Raw genomic sequence first — 14,067 nt, forward strand, 5'->3', positions numbered from 1 at the left:
CAATAACCTCACCTTATTTACTGTTTAAATATACAGTAAATAAATATTAACTACAATTTTTATTCCTTCTCATCTCCCTCTATTGAGGTGTAATTCTCATAAAAATCTGAATTAGTCTGTTTATTTATAGAATTGTCACAAAGTGGTGATAAATTGTTTTTGCTCGTTGACTAATTACATTAATTTTAAATATTGTTTTGTAACTATATATAAAACAAGGAAATAATTTTTCATGATCAAATTATTCATCGCTATTTCTCTCTTTTGTTATTCTGTAATTCTTATGGCATCTCCTAAAATTATCGCACATCGTGGTGGCACAGCTGATGCCCCAGAAAATACTGAAATTGCTATAAAAACAGCACTCTCTAATCAAGCTGATGCAATTTGGATCACTATTCAATTATCGAAAGATAATATTCCTGTTCTTTACCGCCCTAGCGACTTAAAAAGCTTAACAAATGGGCAAGGTAGTATTTCTGACTTTACTGCACAACAGCTTAAACAATGGGATGCGGGCTATAAATTTGGTGAAGCACAACAATTTCCTTATCGAAATAAAGGTGTCACTATTCCGACATTGGATGAGATCTTAACTCAATTCCCCACAACACAGTTTTATCTTGATTTAAAATCACCAGATGCTGATCCCGTTATTCAAGGTGAAGCGTTAGCTACAGTTCTCAGTAAACATAATGCACTTGATAGAACCCGTGTTTATTCTACTAATACCGCCTTTCTTGAAGCACTCCCGACTAATGTAGAGCGTTTTGAAAGTCGTGATATTACTCGTGATATTTTAGCCAATATCACAATGAGCCATGTTTGCCTGCTACCTGAAAATTTAGATATTACTCGTTGGTATGGACTTGAGCTTCACCGCAAAGTAGAGGTCGTTGAGAAGTACACACTAGGTGAAGCTCGCTCAAAATCTATTCTGAGTTGGGATAAGGATGCCATGTCTTGTTTTCGTGCTGGTGGCAATGCTCATATTGTTCTTTTCGGGATCAATACAGAGAAAGATTATACTCAAGCCACAGAATTAGGTGCTGATGCTGTTATGGTCGACTCTCCAGCAAAAATGAAAATATTTAGAAAAGGATAAATAACCCTATTTAGGTTTACACTTTTATCTTCACGTTATTCTCTTCTACACTTAATAATATCATCCGATAGAAATAAGTAAGGAGGAATAAAATGTTAAACAATAAAATCTCTGGTGACTGGAATTTATTCAAAGGAAAAGTAAAAGAAAAGTGGGGAAAAATCACGCATGATGAACTTGATGTTATCGAAGGCACTAGAGAGCAATTGATTGGTAAACTTCAAGAACATTATGGCTATACCTACGAAGAAGCCAAAAAAGAAGTTTTAGAATGGGAGGGGCAAAACCCTTATCCATGGAAGTAAACCTTTATTAATAGGTGTTGCTTTTTATTATCCTACTTCTATTTTATTAAAAACCTTTTAGCGTTTTCGTATTTACAGAATGAGTGAAATAAAAAAGAGTGATAGATATAAATCTCATCACTCTTTTTTTATCTAAATATATTTTTTATTATTAAAGAATTCGATTCTTTTTCAGTAACTCTTCTCGTGCAGACTCTTTTGCCATACGTTTTTTACGTGCATCACAAGGTTCAGGGCAATCACACTCTTTTTCTATACCCATAGCCCCTAAACCACCGCAACTGCCTTGAAGGCTTTTACGCTTTACAATATATCCTAACGCCATTCCAAAGAAGGCAATCAAGAATAAGATGAAGGCAAAAAGAAATATTTTTAACATAACCTTCTCTCCTTAAATTCTATTTTTTTAAGAATGGGGCGAATGCTTTACTATAACGCTCTTCAAACCCATTTTCAGTTTTCACTATCATAAAGACAGGAATATTTAGTTTATTTGCTACTTCTAACCCTTTTTCAGGTCCTAACACATTCAATCCTGTCGAAAGACCATCAGCACTCATACAAGTTGGTACAATCACAGTGATAGAAACAAGATTATGTTTAATAGGATGGCCTGTGGTTGGGTCAATAGTATGGGAATAACGGATACCGTTTTCTTCAAAATAGTTACGGTAATCACCAGAGGTTGCAATTGAATTATCACCCGGTTCAATAATTAACTGAACACTCTGTTTTGTACCATCATTAGCTGGTTTCTCAATCGCTATACGCCAAGGCTTGTCATTACCATTTACACCTTGTGTTCTTACTTCACCACCAATATCAACCATATAGTTAGTGATATTCTGTGATATTAAATACTCAGCAACAGCATCAACACCATATCCTTTAGCAATAGAAGAGAGATCGACATAAAGCTCAGGGATCTTTTTGATCAGTGTATTTCCTTCAACAGATAAGTAATCAATGCCAATCCACTGCTTACGCTTTGATAATTCATCTTCAGAAGGCTGGTGAGTAAATCGACCCTCTGGGCCAAATCCCCATAAATTGACTAACGGCCCAACAGTCACATCTAAAGCACCATCAGTCATTTTATTAATACGAATGGCTTCACTCACAACTTTAGCGGTAGCAGGCGAAACGGGAAATGGGGTATTAATTTCACGGCTTTGATTGAAACGACTCAATTCAGAATGAGGACGATATGTTGACATTTGATCGTTAACTTCTTCAAGAATACGATCAATCTCTGTTTGTAAGACGTTTTGTGGAGGGGAGTTACTGTCAGGAACATATTTAATCGAGTAATAAGTTCCCATGGTTTCGCCTTCTAATACCTGCTGCTTTTCACCACATGCAGATAATAGAACTAATGCGGACAGCATCACTATCCAATTTATCATCTTTCTTTTTAACATAACTCTCTCTTCTGATCATGAGCGCCCACATAAGTGGGCGCTTGTCATTTCATTCATTTATGCTTGATCGGAGGTTAGGATCAACCGCCAAAGTCATCCAGCATAATGTTTTCATCTTCAACGCCTAAATCTTTGAGCATTTTAATAACAGCTGCGTTCATCACTGGCGGTCCACACATATAGAATTCACAATCTTCTGGTGCTGGATGATTTTTGAGGTAATTCTCAAACAACACGTTGTGAATAAATCCAGTATATCCAGTCCAGTTATCTTCAGGTAAGGCGTCTGAAAGTGCGACATGCCATGTGAAGTTTTCGTTTTCTTTTGCAAGCATATCGAAGTCTTCAGTGTAGAACATTTCACGCACAGAACGAGCACCATACCAGAAGCTGATTTTACGTTTAGAATGTAAGCGTTTTAACTGATCAAAAATGTGTGAGCGCATTGGTGCCATACCTGCACCACCACCAATAAAGATCATCTCTGCATCAGTTTCTTTAGCGAAGAATTCACCAAATGGCCCTGAAATTGTCACCTTATCACCCGGTTTTAACGACCAAATATACGATGACATAATTCCTGGTGGCACATCAGGATTACGTGGCGGAGGTGTTGCAATACGCACGTTTAACATGATAATGCCATGCTCTTCTGGGTAGTTTGCCATTGAATAAGCACGTACTGTGGTTTCTTTTACTTCAGAAACATAACGGAACAAATTAAATTTATCCCAATCTTCACGATACTCTTCTGGTACATCAAAATCTTCATAACGTACCGTATGAGGAGGACATTCGATTTGAATAAATCCACCAGCACGGAAAGGTACAACCTCACCTTCAGGGATTTTTAACACTAATTCTTTAATGAAAGTGGCTTTATTATCATTTGAGATAACTTCACATTCCCACTTTTTAACACCGAAGATTTCTTCTGGTAATTCTAATTTCAGGTTATTTTTTACGTTTACCTGACACGCTAAACGACAACCTTCTTTAGCTTCACGTTTGTTAATATGTGAAAGTTCTGTCGGTAAAATATCACCACCACCTTCCAGCACTTTAACGCGACACTGACCACAAGAGCCACCACCACCGCAAGCTGATGAAATAAAAATACCTTCATTTGATAATACGTTAAGTAATTTATCACCTGCTGGTGCATTAAAACTTTTGTCTGGGTCTCCATTGACCTCAACAGAAATATCCCCTGTATTGACCAGTTTTGATTTTGCGAACAAAATCAACGCTGTTAATACCAATACAATCAGGGTAAACATCACGACACCTAGAATAATTATATCCATGAGTTCTTCTCACCCTTTATAGCTGAACACCAGAGAAGGACATGAAACCTAATGCCATCAACCCTGTGGTGACAAAAGTAACGCCTAACCCTTTCATACCTGCCGGTACATCCGCGTACTTCATTTTCTCACGGATAGAAGCCAGTAATACGATGGCTAACATCCAACCAATTCCGGAACCGAAACCATAAACAATAGACTCGCTAAAGTTATAGTCACGTTGTGCCATAAATGACACACCACCGAAGATGGCGCAGTTAACGGTAATAAGTGGCAAGAAGATCCCTAGTGCGTTATACAGCGCTGGGAAATAACGATCTAAAATCATTTCTAGGATTTGTACCAGTGCTGCAATCACACCAATGAAAGTGATAAAGTTTAAGAAACTTAAATCAACACCTTCCATTAATGCATTATCACGTAACACATAGTTGTAAACCAAGTTATTCAACGGTGCAGAAAGACCTAGAACAACGGTAACAGCGATACCTAATCCAAAAGCTGTTTTTACATTTTTAGAAACAGCGAGAAATGTACACATCCCTAAGAAGAATGCGAGCGCCATATTCTCAATAAAAACAGCACGAACAAATAGGCTTATATAATGTTCCATGGCGATTAGTCCTCTTCAACCTGTGCAGGTTTTAATGTACGTAATCCCCAAATTAGCAAGCCAATGATAAAGAATGCACTTGGAGCTAACAGGAATAAACCATTAGGCTGATACCAGCCACCATTCTGAATAGATTCCATCACGGTAATGCCGAATAATTTACCTGAACCAAAGAGCTCACGTAAAAAACCAACAAGGATCAAGATAACGCCATAGCCTAAGCCGTTACCAATACCATCCATAAAACTTTCAATAGGAGGCGATTTCATTGCGTAAGCTTCAGCACGCCCCATTACAATACAGTTAGTAATGATAAGGCCAACGAAAACAGAGAGTTGCTTAGAAATCTCATAGGCATAAGCTTGTAAAACTTGGTCAACAACGATAACTAATGAAGCAATAATCGCCATTTGAACAATAATACGAACACTACTTGGTATGTAATTACGGATTAGTGAGATAAAAAAGTTTGAAAATGCAGTAACTAAAGTCACCGCAATTGTCATCACTAATGCAGTTTCAAGTTTTGTTGTTACCGCCAATGCAGAACACACACCTAACACCTGTAAGGCAATCGGGTTGTTATCTAACAATGGCCCAAGTAAAACTCGTTTAATTTCTTTTGTATCAGCCATTGATCTCTCCTTCACGAACTTTTTTCAGGAATGGGCCGAAACCTTTTTCACCTAACCAGAAATCGAACATATGCTGGATACCATTTGAGGTCAATGTTGCTCCAGAAAGCCCATCAATACCATAAGGACTGTCAGATGCGCCACCACGCACAATCTTAATCGCGGGAATACCTTCTTCAGTCAGTAAACGCTTACCTTTCCATTGTGCTTTCCACTGTGGGTTATCGACTTCACCGCCTAACCCTGGTGTTTCACCATGTGAATAATAAGTAATCCCTTTCGCTGTTACTCCATCAATATCTACAGCTACGAAAGCGTACATGACAGACCATAAACCTGAACCATATACAGGTAGCACAACTTCCGTTGTTTTACCTTGAGCATCGAGAACGAAGTAAACTTCAGCGGTATTGGCACGACGACGAATTTTAGCAATATCTTCAGCTGGCGATAACGCAATAGATGTTTCATCGCTACGTAATTCAGCATTTAAATCAAAATTGCCTTTACTATCAGTCAGCTCACCTGTCTGAAAATTAACAATTTTTGCTTTAATTCGAGTGTCATACACTTTCAGTACATCTGTCGCACTCATTTTCGGTACGAGCAGACCCGCAACATCAAGAATATTACGTTGTTTATCAAGAAGTTTCTGTTCTTCTTGTTTAGACTTAAGCCCAACAGCAGCTCCTGCTACTACCACAGAACACACAAGACATAGAATAAATACAACGAGGAACGTTCTTGCGACGCTATCTTTGTTTTTCTCTTTAGCCACGAGCTTTTCTCCGCTTAATATTCGCCTGAACAACCACGTAATCGAACAGTGGTGCAAATAAGTTTGCGAATAAGATTGCCAGCATCATACCTTCTGGGTAAGCCGGATTGACGACACGAATAAGCACAGCCATTACGCCAATCAAAATACCGTATGCCCATTTACCTTTATCGGTAAACGATGCAGATACTGGATCTGTTGCCATAAACATCATACCGAAAGCAAAACCACCTAATACTAAGTGCCAGTGCCAAGGCATTGAGAAGAGAGGATTGGTATCTGAACCGATAAAATTAAATAGGTATGACATTACAATCATGCCTACCATTACCCCAGCAACAATACGCCATGAAGCAATTCGGGCAAAAAGAATGACAGCACCGCCGATTAAAATCATCAATGTTGAAACTTCACCGATCGATCCTGGAATATTTCCAAGGAAAGCATCCATCCAAGAGATAGGTTGTTGAGTGACGGTATTTAATAATGCACTTTCACCCGATACAGACCATTGTGATAATGGTGTCGCACCTGAGAAGCCATCTGCCGCAGTCCAAACTAGATCACCTGAAATTTGAGCAGGATATGCAAAGAACAGGAATGCACGACCTGCCAATGCTGGGTTTAAGAAGTTACGTCCTGTACCACCAAAGATTTCTTTCGCAATAACCACACCAAACGTAATACCTAATGCAGCCTGCCAAAGTGGTAATGTTGGCGGTACGATCAAGGCAAATAAGATTGATGTAACAAAGAAACCTTCGTTAATTTCATGACCACGAATAAAGGCAAAAAGAACTTCCCAAAATCCACCAACCACAAAAACAACAAGATAAATAGGTAAAAAGTAAGTTGCACCAAGTAGCATCTTACTTGCCCATCCAGCATCTGTTGTTAATGATGCGCCGAGGAATTCAGCAAGACGATAGTGCCAATCTGAAGCAATTATTTGCTGTAATTCAACACCGCTATATAACTGATTAAGTGCAGGGATCGCTTGATGACCGACATTATACATTCCCCAAAACATTGCAGGGAAAACGGACAACCAAACTAAGATCATCATGCGTTTTAGGTCAATAGTGTCACGAACATGACCACCATTACGCGTGACAGTACCTGGCGTATAAAATACCGTGGTAACTGCTTCATAAAGCACATACCATTTTGCTAATTTGCCACCGGGCTCAAAATGGTGCTCTACTTTTTCAAATAAATTTTTCAAACCCATGAGTTACCCTTCCTGCTCAATTTTGGTCAATACTTGGCGCAGTGCTGGGCCATACTCATATTTGCTTGGGCAAACATAAGTACATAATCCCAAATCTTCTTCATCCAATTCCAAACAACCTAAAGCTTGAGAACTGTCAGTATCACCTACAATTAAATCACGTAATAAATGCGTTGCCATAATGTCTAAAGGCATCACTCGCTCATAGTTACCAATTGGTACCATCGAACGTTCACCACCATTCATTGTGGTTGTAAATGCAAAGCGTTTATTTTTTAAGAAGTGACCGATAGTTGTACGCGTGATAGAAAATTTATCGCTACCTGGCATACCCCAACCAAATAACTCTTTATCACGACCTTCACGCAATACAGAAACTTGGTTATGGAAACGACCTAAATAGTGATGAGCCTTATCAGATTTCCATCCCCATAATACAGAGCCAGAAATAATGCGATTCTCACCATCAACTAATTGATCTTTCGTTAACTCATAGAGATCAGCCCCTAAATAAGTACGCACTAAACGAGGTGCTTTTACTTGAGGGCCGGCTAATGCAACAACACGTTCTGTATATAAAGAACCTGTTGTAAACAGATAACCAATAGCAATGACATCTTGATAATTTAAATGCCAAACCATTTTCTTAGTACTCACAGGTTCTAAGAAATGGATATGCGTACCGACTAATCCTGCAGGATGTGGGCCTGCAAATTGGTTATAGCTAATTTGTCCGTCATTTAATTTTGTCGGCGATTTTTCACCATGACAAACATAGACTTTACCTTCGGTTAAACGAGTTAAAACAACAAGGCCATCATTAAATGCCTTCTCATTTTGCTCTATAATAACCATAGGATCGGCTGCTAGTGGATTAGTATCCATCGCAGAGACAAAAATGGCGACAGGTGTTGTGCCTAAATGCGGAGTACGACTATAAGGACGTGTCCTTAACGCAGTCCACATTCCCGAATTAACAAGGTTAGTTTCGACTTGTTCGCGGGTCAGGTCTGAAAGCGTTGAGCTATCATAACGGTTAAAGGTGATTTCTTCATCGCCATCAATTTCGATAACGATAGATTGGAACACACGGCGTTCGCCGCGGTTAATTTCAACGACTTTACCACAAGCTGGGCTGGTGAAAACAACACCGGCATTCTTTTTATCTTCAAAAAGAATTTGCCCTTTTTTTACATGCTCACCTTCCGAAACCATCATAGAAGGACGCATACCGACATATTCTTCACCTAGCAATGCTACGCGTCGAATCGCGGGTCCGTCTTCTATCACTTGGGCAGGCGCTCCTGCAATTGGGAGGTCGAGTCCTTTTTTAATTTTAATCATAAGATTTGCACAAGTTTATCAGTTAAACCCTAAGCTACAAATTCACCCCGAAAATGTAGCGACTCTGTAATAAAAACATCTTAAGGTGTTTTTGAACCCTAAGTTATTTATCTCCGATAATTGTTACTATTTTCTCTTATTCCGCCGAACTGAATTTTATCATCTCAGCCTGAACCTGTCTGACTATTCGAGTGATTTAGCTCAAGCAAATGGGAATATTATTTTGACTGAAACGTTAACAACTCGTATAAACCGAATTAAAATATCATCTTTTTCGACTAGCGATTAAATTTCATACAGAATATTTTGTAAAAGAAAAGAAACTATATCAGATTTTAATTTACAAATTTATTGCTTCATAGCAATCTACGATCTACTTTATCAACAAATTTTAAGCTATTTTTCTGATAAAACCATGACCAGTCACGCAAAACAACTAATCAGTTTTTTAACATTAATGTTAATTTCCTTATTAGTTAACGCCGAGAACAGTTTAAGTTTTCTAATGAAACCTGTTAAAAAAAGTACAGGTCAACCCATCTATATTCAGATTTTCAAAGAAGAAAGTTTACTTGAACTGTATACGGAAAAATTAGATGGACAATTAGAAAAAGTACGTACCTACCCTATTTGTAGCTATTCTGGAGGTCTTGGACCTAAAAAGTTTCAAGGTGATTTAAAAAGCCCTGAGGGTTTTTATCAGGTTAATTTCGCACAATTAAATCCGAACAGTCGATTTTACCGAGCTATTAACCTAGGATTTCCTAATCAATATGATAAATCAAAAGGATACACTGGCGATTTTTTAATGATCCACGGTGCATGTAAATCAGTAGGTTGCTATGCAATGACAGATCCTGTGATGGATGAAATTTATCAGTATGCTGAATTGGCGCTACAAAGAGGTCAATCTACGATTAACATTCATATTTTTCCATTTAAAATGACTGCTGAAAATATGAAAAAACACCAGTATTCAAAAGATATGGATTTTTGGCAACAACTTATGCCTGCCTACCAATATGTTGAAGCATACAAAAAAATCCCATCTATTACTGTTCAAGATGGGCGTTATTTCGTTAATAGCACTTTGGCTTCACCTAATAGTGTAACCCCTGTAATTAACTTATCGCAAAATAGTGAAAACAGATGGTTACAGAATACGAACACCACGATCAAATAAGACAAACTCACCTGCAGGAATACGCTGCCAAGACTCATTTCCAGTTAATGGTAATGTTGAAATAACAGAAACAACATCATCGGATTGTGTGTGTTGCTGGAAATCGATTTCTACATCTTGATCAAGTAATTTGGCTTTGCCGAAAGGCGCTTTACGTGTGATCCAGTGTAAATTCGTTGAACAATATGCCATTACAAATCGGCCATCTGACAACAGCATATTAAAAACCCCTTTTTGCTTTAATTGAGAGGCTAAAACAGCAATAAAACGAAATACAGCTGGCCAATTCACAGGGGTTCGTTTATAACGATTCTCGAGCTGATTTAAGATCCAGCAAAAAGCTTTTTCACTGTCTGTTTGACCGATGGCTCTAAAGCGCCCTGTTTCAAGAGATTGATAACCTTTTAGTTGACCATTATGCGCATAAGTCCAATTTTTTCCCCATAATTCACGGGTAAAAGGATGGGTATTTTCTAAAGAGACATTCCCTCGATTCGCTTGACGAATATGAGCGACCACTGCCTCTGATTTAATTGGATATTCTTGCACGAAGCGAGCGACTGGCGAAATTGCGCTAGCTTGAGGATCTTTAAATGTACGGCATCCTAATCCTTCGTAGAAAGTAATTCCCCAACCATCTTTATGAGGCCCTGTTTTGCCCCCTCTTGGAATTAACCCACTTAGACTGAAATTAATATCTGTCGGTACATTTGCACTCATGCCTAACAATTCACACATCGCTCACTCCTTCTTGCCGATGTTTATTACTAATTTATAGCAATATCAACAAATTATTTTTCCATTTCTTTTTCAATTAATTGGATCAGAATATGGATAACTTTGATATGGATTTCTTGAATGCGATCAGCATAACCAAAATGAGGAACGCGAATTTCAATATCCGCTGTACCGTCCATTTTGCCACCGTCTTTACCTGTCAGAGTAATGACTTTCATGCCTTTTTCTCGTGCAGCACTAATTGCTTTGATGATATTGCCTGAATTACCTGAGGTTGAAATACCTAGCAGAACGTCACCTTCTTTACCCACAGCTTCAACATAACGAGAGAAGATATATTCATAGCCAAAATCATTACTTACACATGAAATATGGCTTACATCTGAGATAGCAATAGCAGGATAGCCAGGGCGATTTTCGCGGTAACGTCCAGTTAATTCTTCTGCAAAGTGCATGGCGTCACAATGAGAACCACCATTACCACAAGATAATACTTTGCCACCAGCTTTAAAAGAATCTGCTAATAATACAGCCGCTTTTTGAATAGCTTCAATGTTTGCATCATCTTGAAGAAAGCGAGAAAGGGTATCTGCTGCTTCTGTTAACTCACCACGGATAAGATCTTGGTACATAGGATTTTTACTCCAGAAAGGGTAATCGAAATTTTCTGTTTCTCAGTGTAACGGATTAAATGTCATGAAAGAAGATACCTATGATCGACAAATGCTAACTTCTCTCATTTACGAATAAATTGTGAGCTATATTGTAATTAGAATGTAAATATATTGATAAAAGTTGGTGACTGAATTAGATCTAAATAACAAACAACAGGTCTGACCTCTGATCTCTTGGTAAATGCAGGAGTTTATTATGACACTACTCAGTATCGTACTTTTTATTGTTCTTATTGGCGTACTTAGTTATCGCAAATTCAGTATCGCAGTAAGTAGTTTCGCGCTTATTGCTTATACATTAGTTATGGGTCTCACCAATATTTGGAGTTACTGGTTACTCCTTCCCGTTGCATTGGTTTTATTACCCTTTACTATCCCTTCTATTCGTAGAGCCTATATCTCAGTACCCGCACTTAAAGCATTTCAAAAAGTCATGCCTTCTATGTCTAAAACAGAACAAGAAGCCATTGATGCAGGAACAACATGGTGGGAAGGTGAACTTTTCCGTGGTGCTCCAGATTGGAAACAACTTCATAATTACCCTAAACCACAGCTAACGGCTGAAGAACAAGCTTTTCTTGATGGTCCAGTAGAAGAAGTTTGTCGCATGACAAATGACTTTGAAATCACTCATGAACTCGCTGACTTACCTCCTGAAATTTGGCAATACCTCAAAGATAATCGCTTCTTTGCGATGATCATTAAAAAGGAGTACGGCGGATTAGAGTTTTCTGCCTATGCACAATCTCGTGTATTGCAAAAATTAGCTGGGGTATCTGGTATTTTAGCCATCACAGTTGGTGTACCTAACTCCTTAGGCCCTGGTGAACTATTACAACACTACGGTACTGATGAACAGAAAAAACGCTATTTACCTGGTTTAGCCAAAGGGGATGAAATTCCTTGCTTTGCCTTAACAAGCCCTGAAGCTGGTTCTGATGCTGGTGCTATCCCTGACAGTGGCGTTGTCTGTATGGGTGAATGGCAAGGTGAGCAAATATTAGGTATTCGCTTAAATTGGAATAAACGCTATATCACGCTTGCGCCTATCGCGACCGTATTAGGACTAGCGTTTAAATTGCGTGATCCTGACCATCTATTAAGCAATGACGAAAACCCAGGTATTACCTGCGCGTTAATTCCAACTGATGTCAAAGGTGTTGAAATCGGTCATCGTCATTTCCCATTAAACGTGCCATTTATGAATGGACCGACTCGCGGTAAAGATGTTTTTGTTCCTATCGATTACATTATTGGTGGACCAAAAATGGCAGGGCAAGGGTGGAGAATGCTAGTGGAATGTCTCTCTGTTGGACGTGGCATAACATTACCATCAAACTCTACTGGTGGATTAAAAAGTGCAGCAATGGCAACAGGGGCTTATTCTCGTGTCCGTCGTCAATTTAAAATTCCTATTGGTAAAATGGAAGGTATTGAAGAGCCATTAGCTCGCCTTGCTGGAAATGCTTATCTGTTAGATGCTGCATCCACTTTAATTACCACAGGTATCATGTTAGGTGAAAAACCTGCCGTATTATCCGCCATAGTCAAATACCATTGTACTCATAGAGCGCAACGAGGCATTATCGACGCAATGGATATTGTTGGTGGTAAAGGGATCTGCCTTGGCCCTTCAAACTTTGTTGCTCGCTCTTACCAAGGTTCCCCTATTGCAATCACTGTTGAAGGTGCCAATATTTTAACTCGTAGTATGATAATTTATGGTCAAGGTGCTATCCGTTGCCATCCTTATGTATTAGATGAAATCGCAGCCGCACGAGATAATAACCTACATGATTTTGACCGTGCTTTATTTGGTCATATCGGTCATGTGGTAAGTAATACCCTGCGTAGTTTGTGGTTAGGTATCACTCATGGTCGATTAAGTAATTCACCCACTAATGATGAAACCCGTCGTTATTATCAACAAATTAACCGTTTGAGTGCCAATATGGCGCTATTATCTGATGTTTCAATGGGAGTTTTAGGTGGAAGTTTAAAACGTCGTGAGCGTATTTCTGCTCGTTTGGGTGATATTTTAAGCCATATCTTCCTCGCTTCTGCGGTCTTAAAACGCTATGAAGATGAAGGTCGTCATACTGCCGATTTGCCATTAGTGCATTGGAGTGTGAAAGAGTGTCTATACCAAGCTGAAAATGCAATTGATGAACTGTTACGTAATTTCCCGAGCCGAATGATTGCAGGTACTATGCGCGCTATTATTTTCCCTCTAGGTAAAGCGCAAAAACTGCCATCCGATAAACTAGACAGTAAAGTGGCTCAAATTATTCAACAACCATCTGAAACTCGCGATCGTATTGGTAGAGGCCAATTCTTAACACCAAGTGAACATAATCCACATGGTTTAATGGAAGAAGCATTGCTTGATATTTTGGCAGCAGAACCTATTTTCGACCGCATTTGTCGCCTCTACGAGAAAAAATTCAGTTTTACTCAATTAGATAAATTAGCAGACAAAGCACTGGCTGATAAAAGAGTAACTCAAGAAGAAGCTGATATCTTACGCAAAGCAGAGCAGAGTCGCTTACGGAGTATCAATGTTGATGAATTTGACTTTGATGCATTGGCGGTGCCTGCAAAAAAGCCGAAAACTGACCTAATCAAAACAGACAAAGCTGCTTAACAACAGATATAAAGGGAAATATCTCCACTGATAAAACACAAACACCTCATCACTTTTAGTCATGAGGTGTTTTTATCCAAACCAAATTA

The 14,067-nt window shown here is 38.7% G+C and carries 14 protein-coding genes; 4 read left to right on the forward strand and 10 right to left on the reverse strand.

Annotation, left to right across the window (positions count from 1 at the left end; all coding sequences use genetic code 11):
• Window positions 1–232 precede the first annotated feature (232 nt).
• Both CUB63_RS16190 and CUB63_RS16195 read left to right on the forward strand, forming a co-directional pair.
• Window positions 233–1,105 (forward strand): glycerophosphodiester phosphodiesterase family protein, encoded by an 873-nt coding sequence (locus CUB63_RS16190; protein ID WP_006534786.1) that lies wholly within the window; start codon window positions 233–235, stop codon window positions 1,103–1,105.
• A gap of 92 nt (window positions 1,106–1,197) precedes the next feature.
• Window positions 1,198–1,410: a CsbD family protein gene (locus CUB63_RS16195; protein ID WP_006534787.1), complete on the forward strand. Its 213-nt coding sequence runs from the start codon at window positions 1,198–1,200 to the stop codon at window positions 1,408–1,410.
• Window positions 1,411–1,561: 151 nt separating this feature from the next.
• Here CUB63_RS16195 and nqrM read toward each other — a convergent pair whose 3' ends face one another.
• From nqrM to CUB63_RS16235, 8 genes are all read right to left on the reverse strand, one after another.
• A complete protein-coding gene (nqrM, locus tag CUB63_RS16200; protein ID WP_036932601.1) occupies window positions 1,562–1,789 on the reverse strand; it encodes a (Na+)-NQR maturation NqrM in 228 nt (75 codons plus the stop codon).
• Between the two features lie 19 nt (window positions 1,790–1,808).
• On the reverse strand, window positions 1,809–2,831 hold the full coding sequence (locus CUB63_RS16205; RefSeq protein WP_006534789.1) for an FAD:protein FMN transferase: 1,023 nt from the start codon (window positions 2,829–2,831) through the stop codon (window positions 1,809–1,811).
• A gap of 80 nt (window positions 2,832–2,911) precedes the next feature.
• Window positions 2,912–4,138 (reverse strand): NADH:ubiquinone reductase (Na(+)-transporting) subunit F, encoded by a 1,227-nt coding sequence (gene nqrF, locus CUB63_RS16210; RefSeq protein WP_072063525.1) that lies wholly within the window; start codon window positions 4,136–4,138, stop codon window positions 2,912–2,914.
• A 16-nt stretch (window positions 4,139–4,154) separates the two neighbouring features.
• Complete coding sequence (gene nqrE, locus CUB63_RS16215; protein ID WP_109848507.1) at window positions 4,155–4,751, reverse strand: NADH:ubiquinone reductase (Na(+)-transporting) subunit E; 597 nt, start codon at window positions 4,749–4,751, stop codon at window positions 4,155–4,157.
• Window positions 4,752–4,756: 5 nt separating this feature from the next.
• Window positions 4,757–5,386, reverse strand: coding sequence for an NADH:ubiquinone reductase (Na(+)-transporting) subunit D (locus CUB63_RS16220; RefSeq protein WP_004244801.1), 630 nt, complete (start codon window positions 5,384–5,386; stop codon window positions 4,757–4,759).
• Window positions 5,379–6,164, reverse strand: coding sequence for a Na(+)-translocating NADH-quinone reductase subunit C (locus CUB63_RS16225; protein ID WP_006534795.1), 786 nt, complete (start codon window positions 6,162–6,164; stop codon window positions 5,379–5,381). The genes CUB63_RS16220 and CUB63_RS16225 overlap by 8 nt, the downstream gene beginning before the upstream one ends.
• The gene (locus CUB63_RS16230) at window positions 6,157–7,395 is read right to left on the reverse strand and encodes an NADH:ubiquinone reductase (Na(+)-transporting) subunit B (RefSeq protein ID WP_109399035.1); all 1,239 of its coding nucleotides are present in this window, start codon (window positions 7,393–7,395) and stop codon (window positions 6,157–6,159) included. The genes CUB63_RS16225 and CUB63_RS16230 overlap by 8 nt, the downstream gene beginning before the upstream one ends.
• A gap of 3 nt (window positions 7,396–7,398) precedes the next feature.
• Entirely contained in the window at window positions 7,399–8,739 is a 1,341-nt protein-coding gene (locus CUB63_RS16235) for a Na(+)-translocating NADH-quinone reductase subunit A (RefSeq protein ID WP_109848508.1), read from the reverse strand.
• Between the two features lie 415 nt (window positions 8,740–9,154).
• On the opposite strand from CUB63_RS16235, the gene CUB63_RS16240 reads away from it, so the two are divergent.
• Window positions 9,155–9,922, forward strand: a complete 768-nt coding sequence (locus tag CUB63_RS16240) for a L,D-transpeptidase family protein (RefSeq protein WP_109848509.1) — start codon at window positions 9,155–9,157, stop codon at window positions 9,920–9,922.
• On the opposite strand, the gene CUB63_RS16245 is transcribed toward CUB63_RS16240, so the two are convergent.
• Both CUB63_RS16245 and lpcA read right to left on the reverse strand, forming a co-directional pair.
• Window positions 9,893–10,660, reverse strand: coding sequence for a class II glutamine amidotransferase (locus CUB63_RS16245; protein WP_109399037.1), 768 nt, complete (start codon window positions 10,658–10,660; stop codon window positions 9,893–9,895). The two genes, CUB63_RS16240 and CUB63_RS16245, sit on opposite strands and share 30 nt — an antisense overlap.
• Before the next feature lie 53 nt (window positions 10,661–10,713).
• Window positions 10,714–11,292 carry a D-sedoheptulose 7-phosphate isomerase gene (lpcA, locus tag CUB63_RS16250; RefSeq protein WP_006534804.1) on the reverse strand — a complete coding sequence of 193 codons (579 nt, stop codon included), beginning with the start codon at window positions 11,290–11,292 and terminating at the stop codon, window positions 10,714–10,716.
• 238 nt (window positions 11,293–11,530) lie between these two features.
• Between lpcA and fadE the strand changes: the two genes are divergently transcribed.
• The gene (gene fadE, locus CUB63_RS16255) at window positions 11,531–13,978 is read left to right on the forward strand and encodes an acyl-CoA dehydrogenase FadE (RefSeq protein ID WP_109848510.1); all 2,448 of its coding nucleotides are present in this window, start codon (window positions 11,531–11,533) and stop codon (window positions 13,976–13,978) included.
• Window positions 13,979–14,067 lie beyond the last annotated feature (89 nt).

It is taken from the genome of Proteus penneri, from assembly GCF_003144535.1.
Lineage (GTDB): Bacteria > Pseudomonadota > Gammaproteobacteria > Enterobacterales > Enterobacteriaceae > Proteus > Proteus penneri.

What these genes read in the sequence shown, in the direction of transcription:
- CUB63_RS16190 (WP_006534786.1), top strand. Translation starts at nt 233, where the DNA reads ATGATCAAATTATTCATCGCTATTTCTCTCTTTTGTTATTCTGTAATT.
- CUB63_RS16195 (WP_006534787.1), top strand. Translation starts at nt 1,198, where the DNA reads ATGTTAAACAATAAAATCTCTGGTGACTGGAATTTATTCAAAGGAAAA.
- nqrM (WP_036932601.1), bottom strand. Translation starts at nt 1,789, where the DNA reads ATGTTAAAAATATTTCTTTTTGCCTTCATCTTATTCTTGATTGCCTTC.
- CUB63_RS16205 (WP_006534789.1), bottom strand. Translation starts at nt 2,831, where the DNA reads ATGTTAAAAAGAAAGATGATAAATTGGATAGTGATGCTGTCCGCATTA.
- nqrF (WP_072063525.1), bottom strand. Translation starts at nt 4,138, where the DNA reads ATGGATATAATTATTCTAGGTGTCGTGATGTTTACCCTGATTGTATTG.
- nqrE (WP_109848507.1), bottom strand. Translation starts at nt 4,751, where the DNA reads ATGGAACATTATATAAGCCTATTTGTTCGTGCTGTTTTTATTGAGAAT.
- CUB63_RS16220 (WP_004244801.1), bottom strand. Translation starts at nt 5,386, where the DNA reads ATGGCTGATACAAAAGAAATTAAACGAGTTTTACTTGGGCCATTGTTA.
- CUB63_RS16230 (WP_109399035.1), bottom strand. Translation starts at nt 7,395, where the DNA reads ATGGGTTTGAAAAATTTATTTGAAAAAGTAGAGCACCATTTTGAGCCC.
- CUB63_RS16235 (WP_109848508.1), bottom strand. Translation starts at nt 8,739, where the DNA reads ATGATTAAAATTAAAAAAGGACTCGACCTCCCAATTGCAGGAGCGCCT.
- CUB63_RS16240 (WP_109848509.1), top strand. Translation starts at nt 9,155, where the DNA reads ATGACCAGTCACGCAAAACAACTAATCAGTTTTTTAACATTAATGTTA.
- CUB63_RS16245 (WP_109399037.1), bottom strand. Translation starts at nt 10,660, where the DNA reads ATGTGTGAATTGTTAGGCATGAGTGCAAATGTACCGACAGATATTAAT.
- lpcA (WP_006534804.1), bottom strand. Translation starts at nt 11,292, where the DNA reads ATGTACCAAGATCTTATCCGTGGTGAGTTAACAGAAGCAGCAGATACC.
- fadE (WP_109848510.1), top strand. Translation starts at nt 11,531, where the DNA reads ATGACACTACTCAGTATCGTACTTTTTATTGTTCTTATTGGCGTACTT.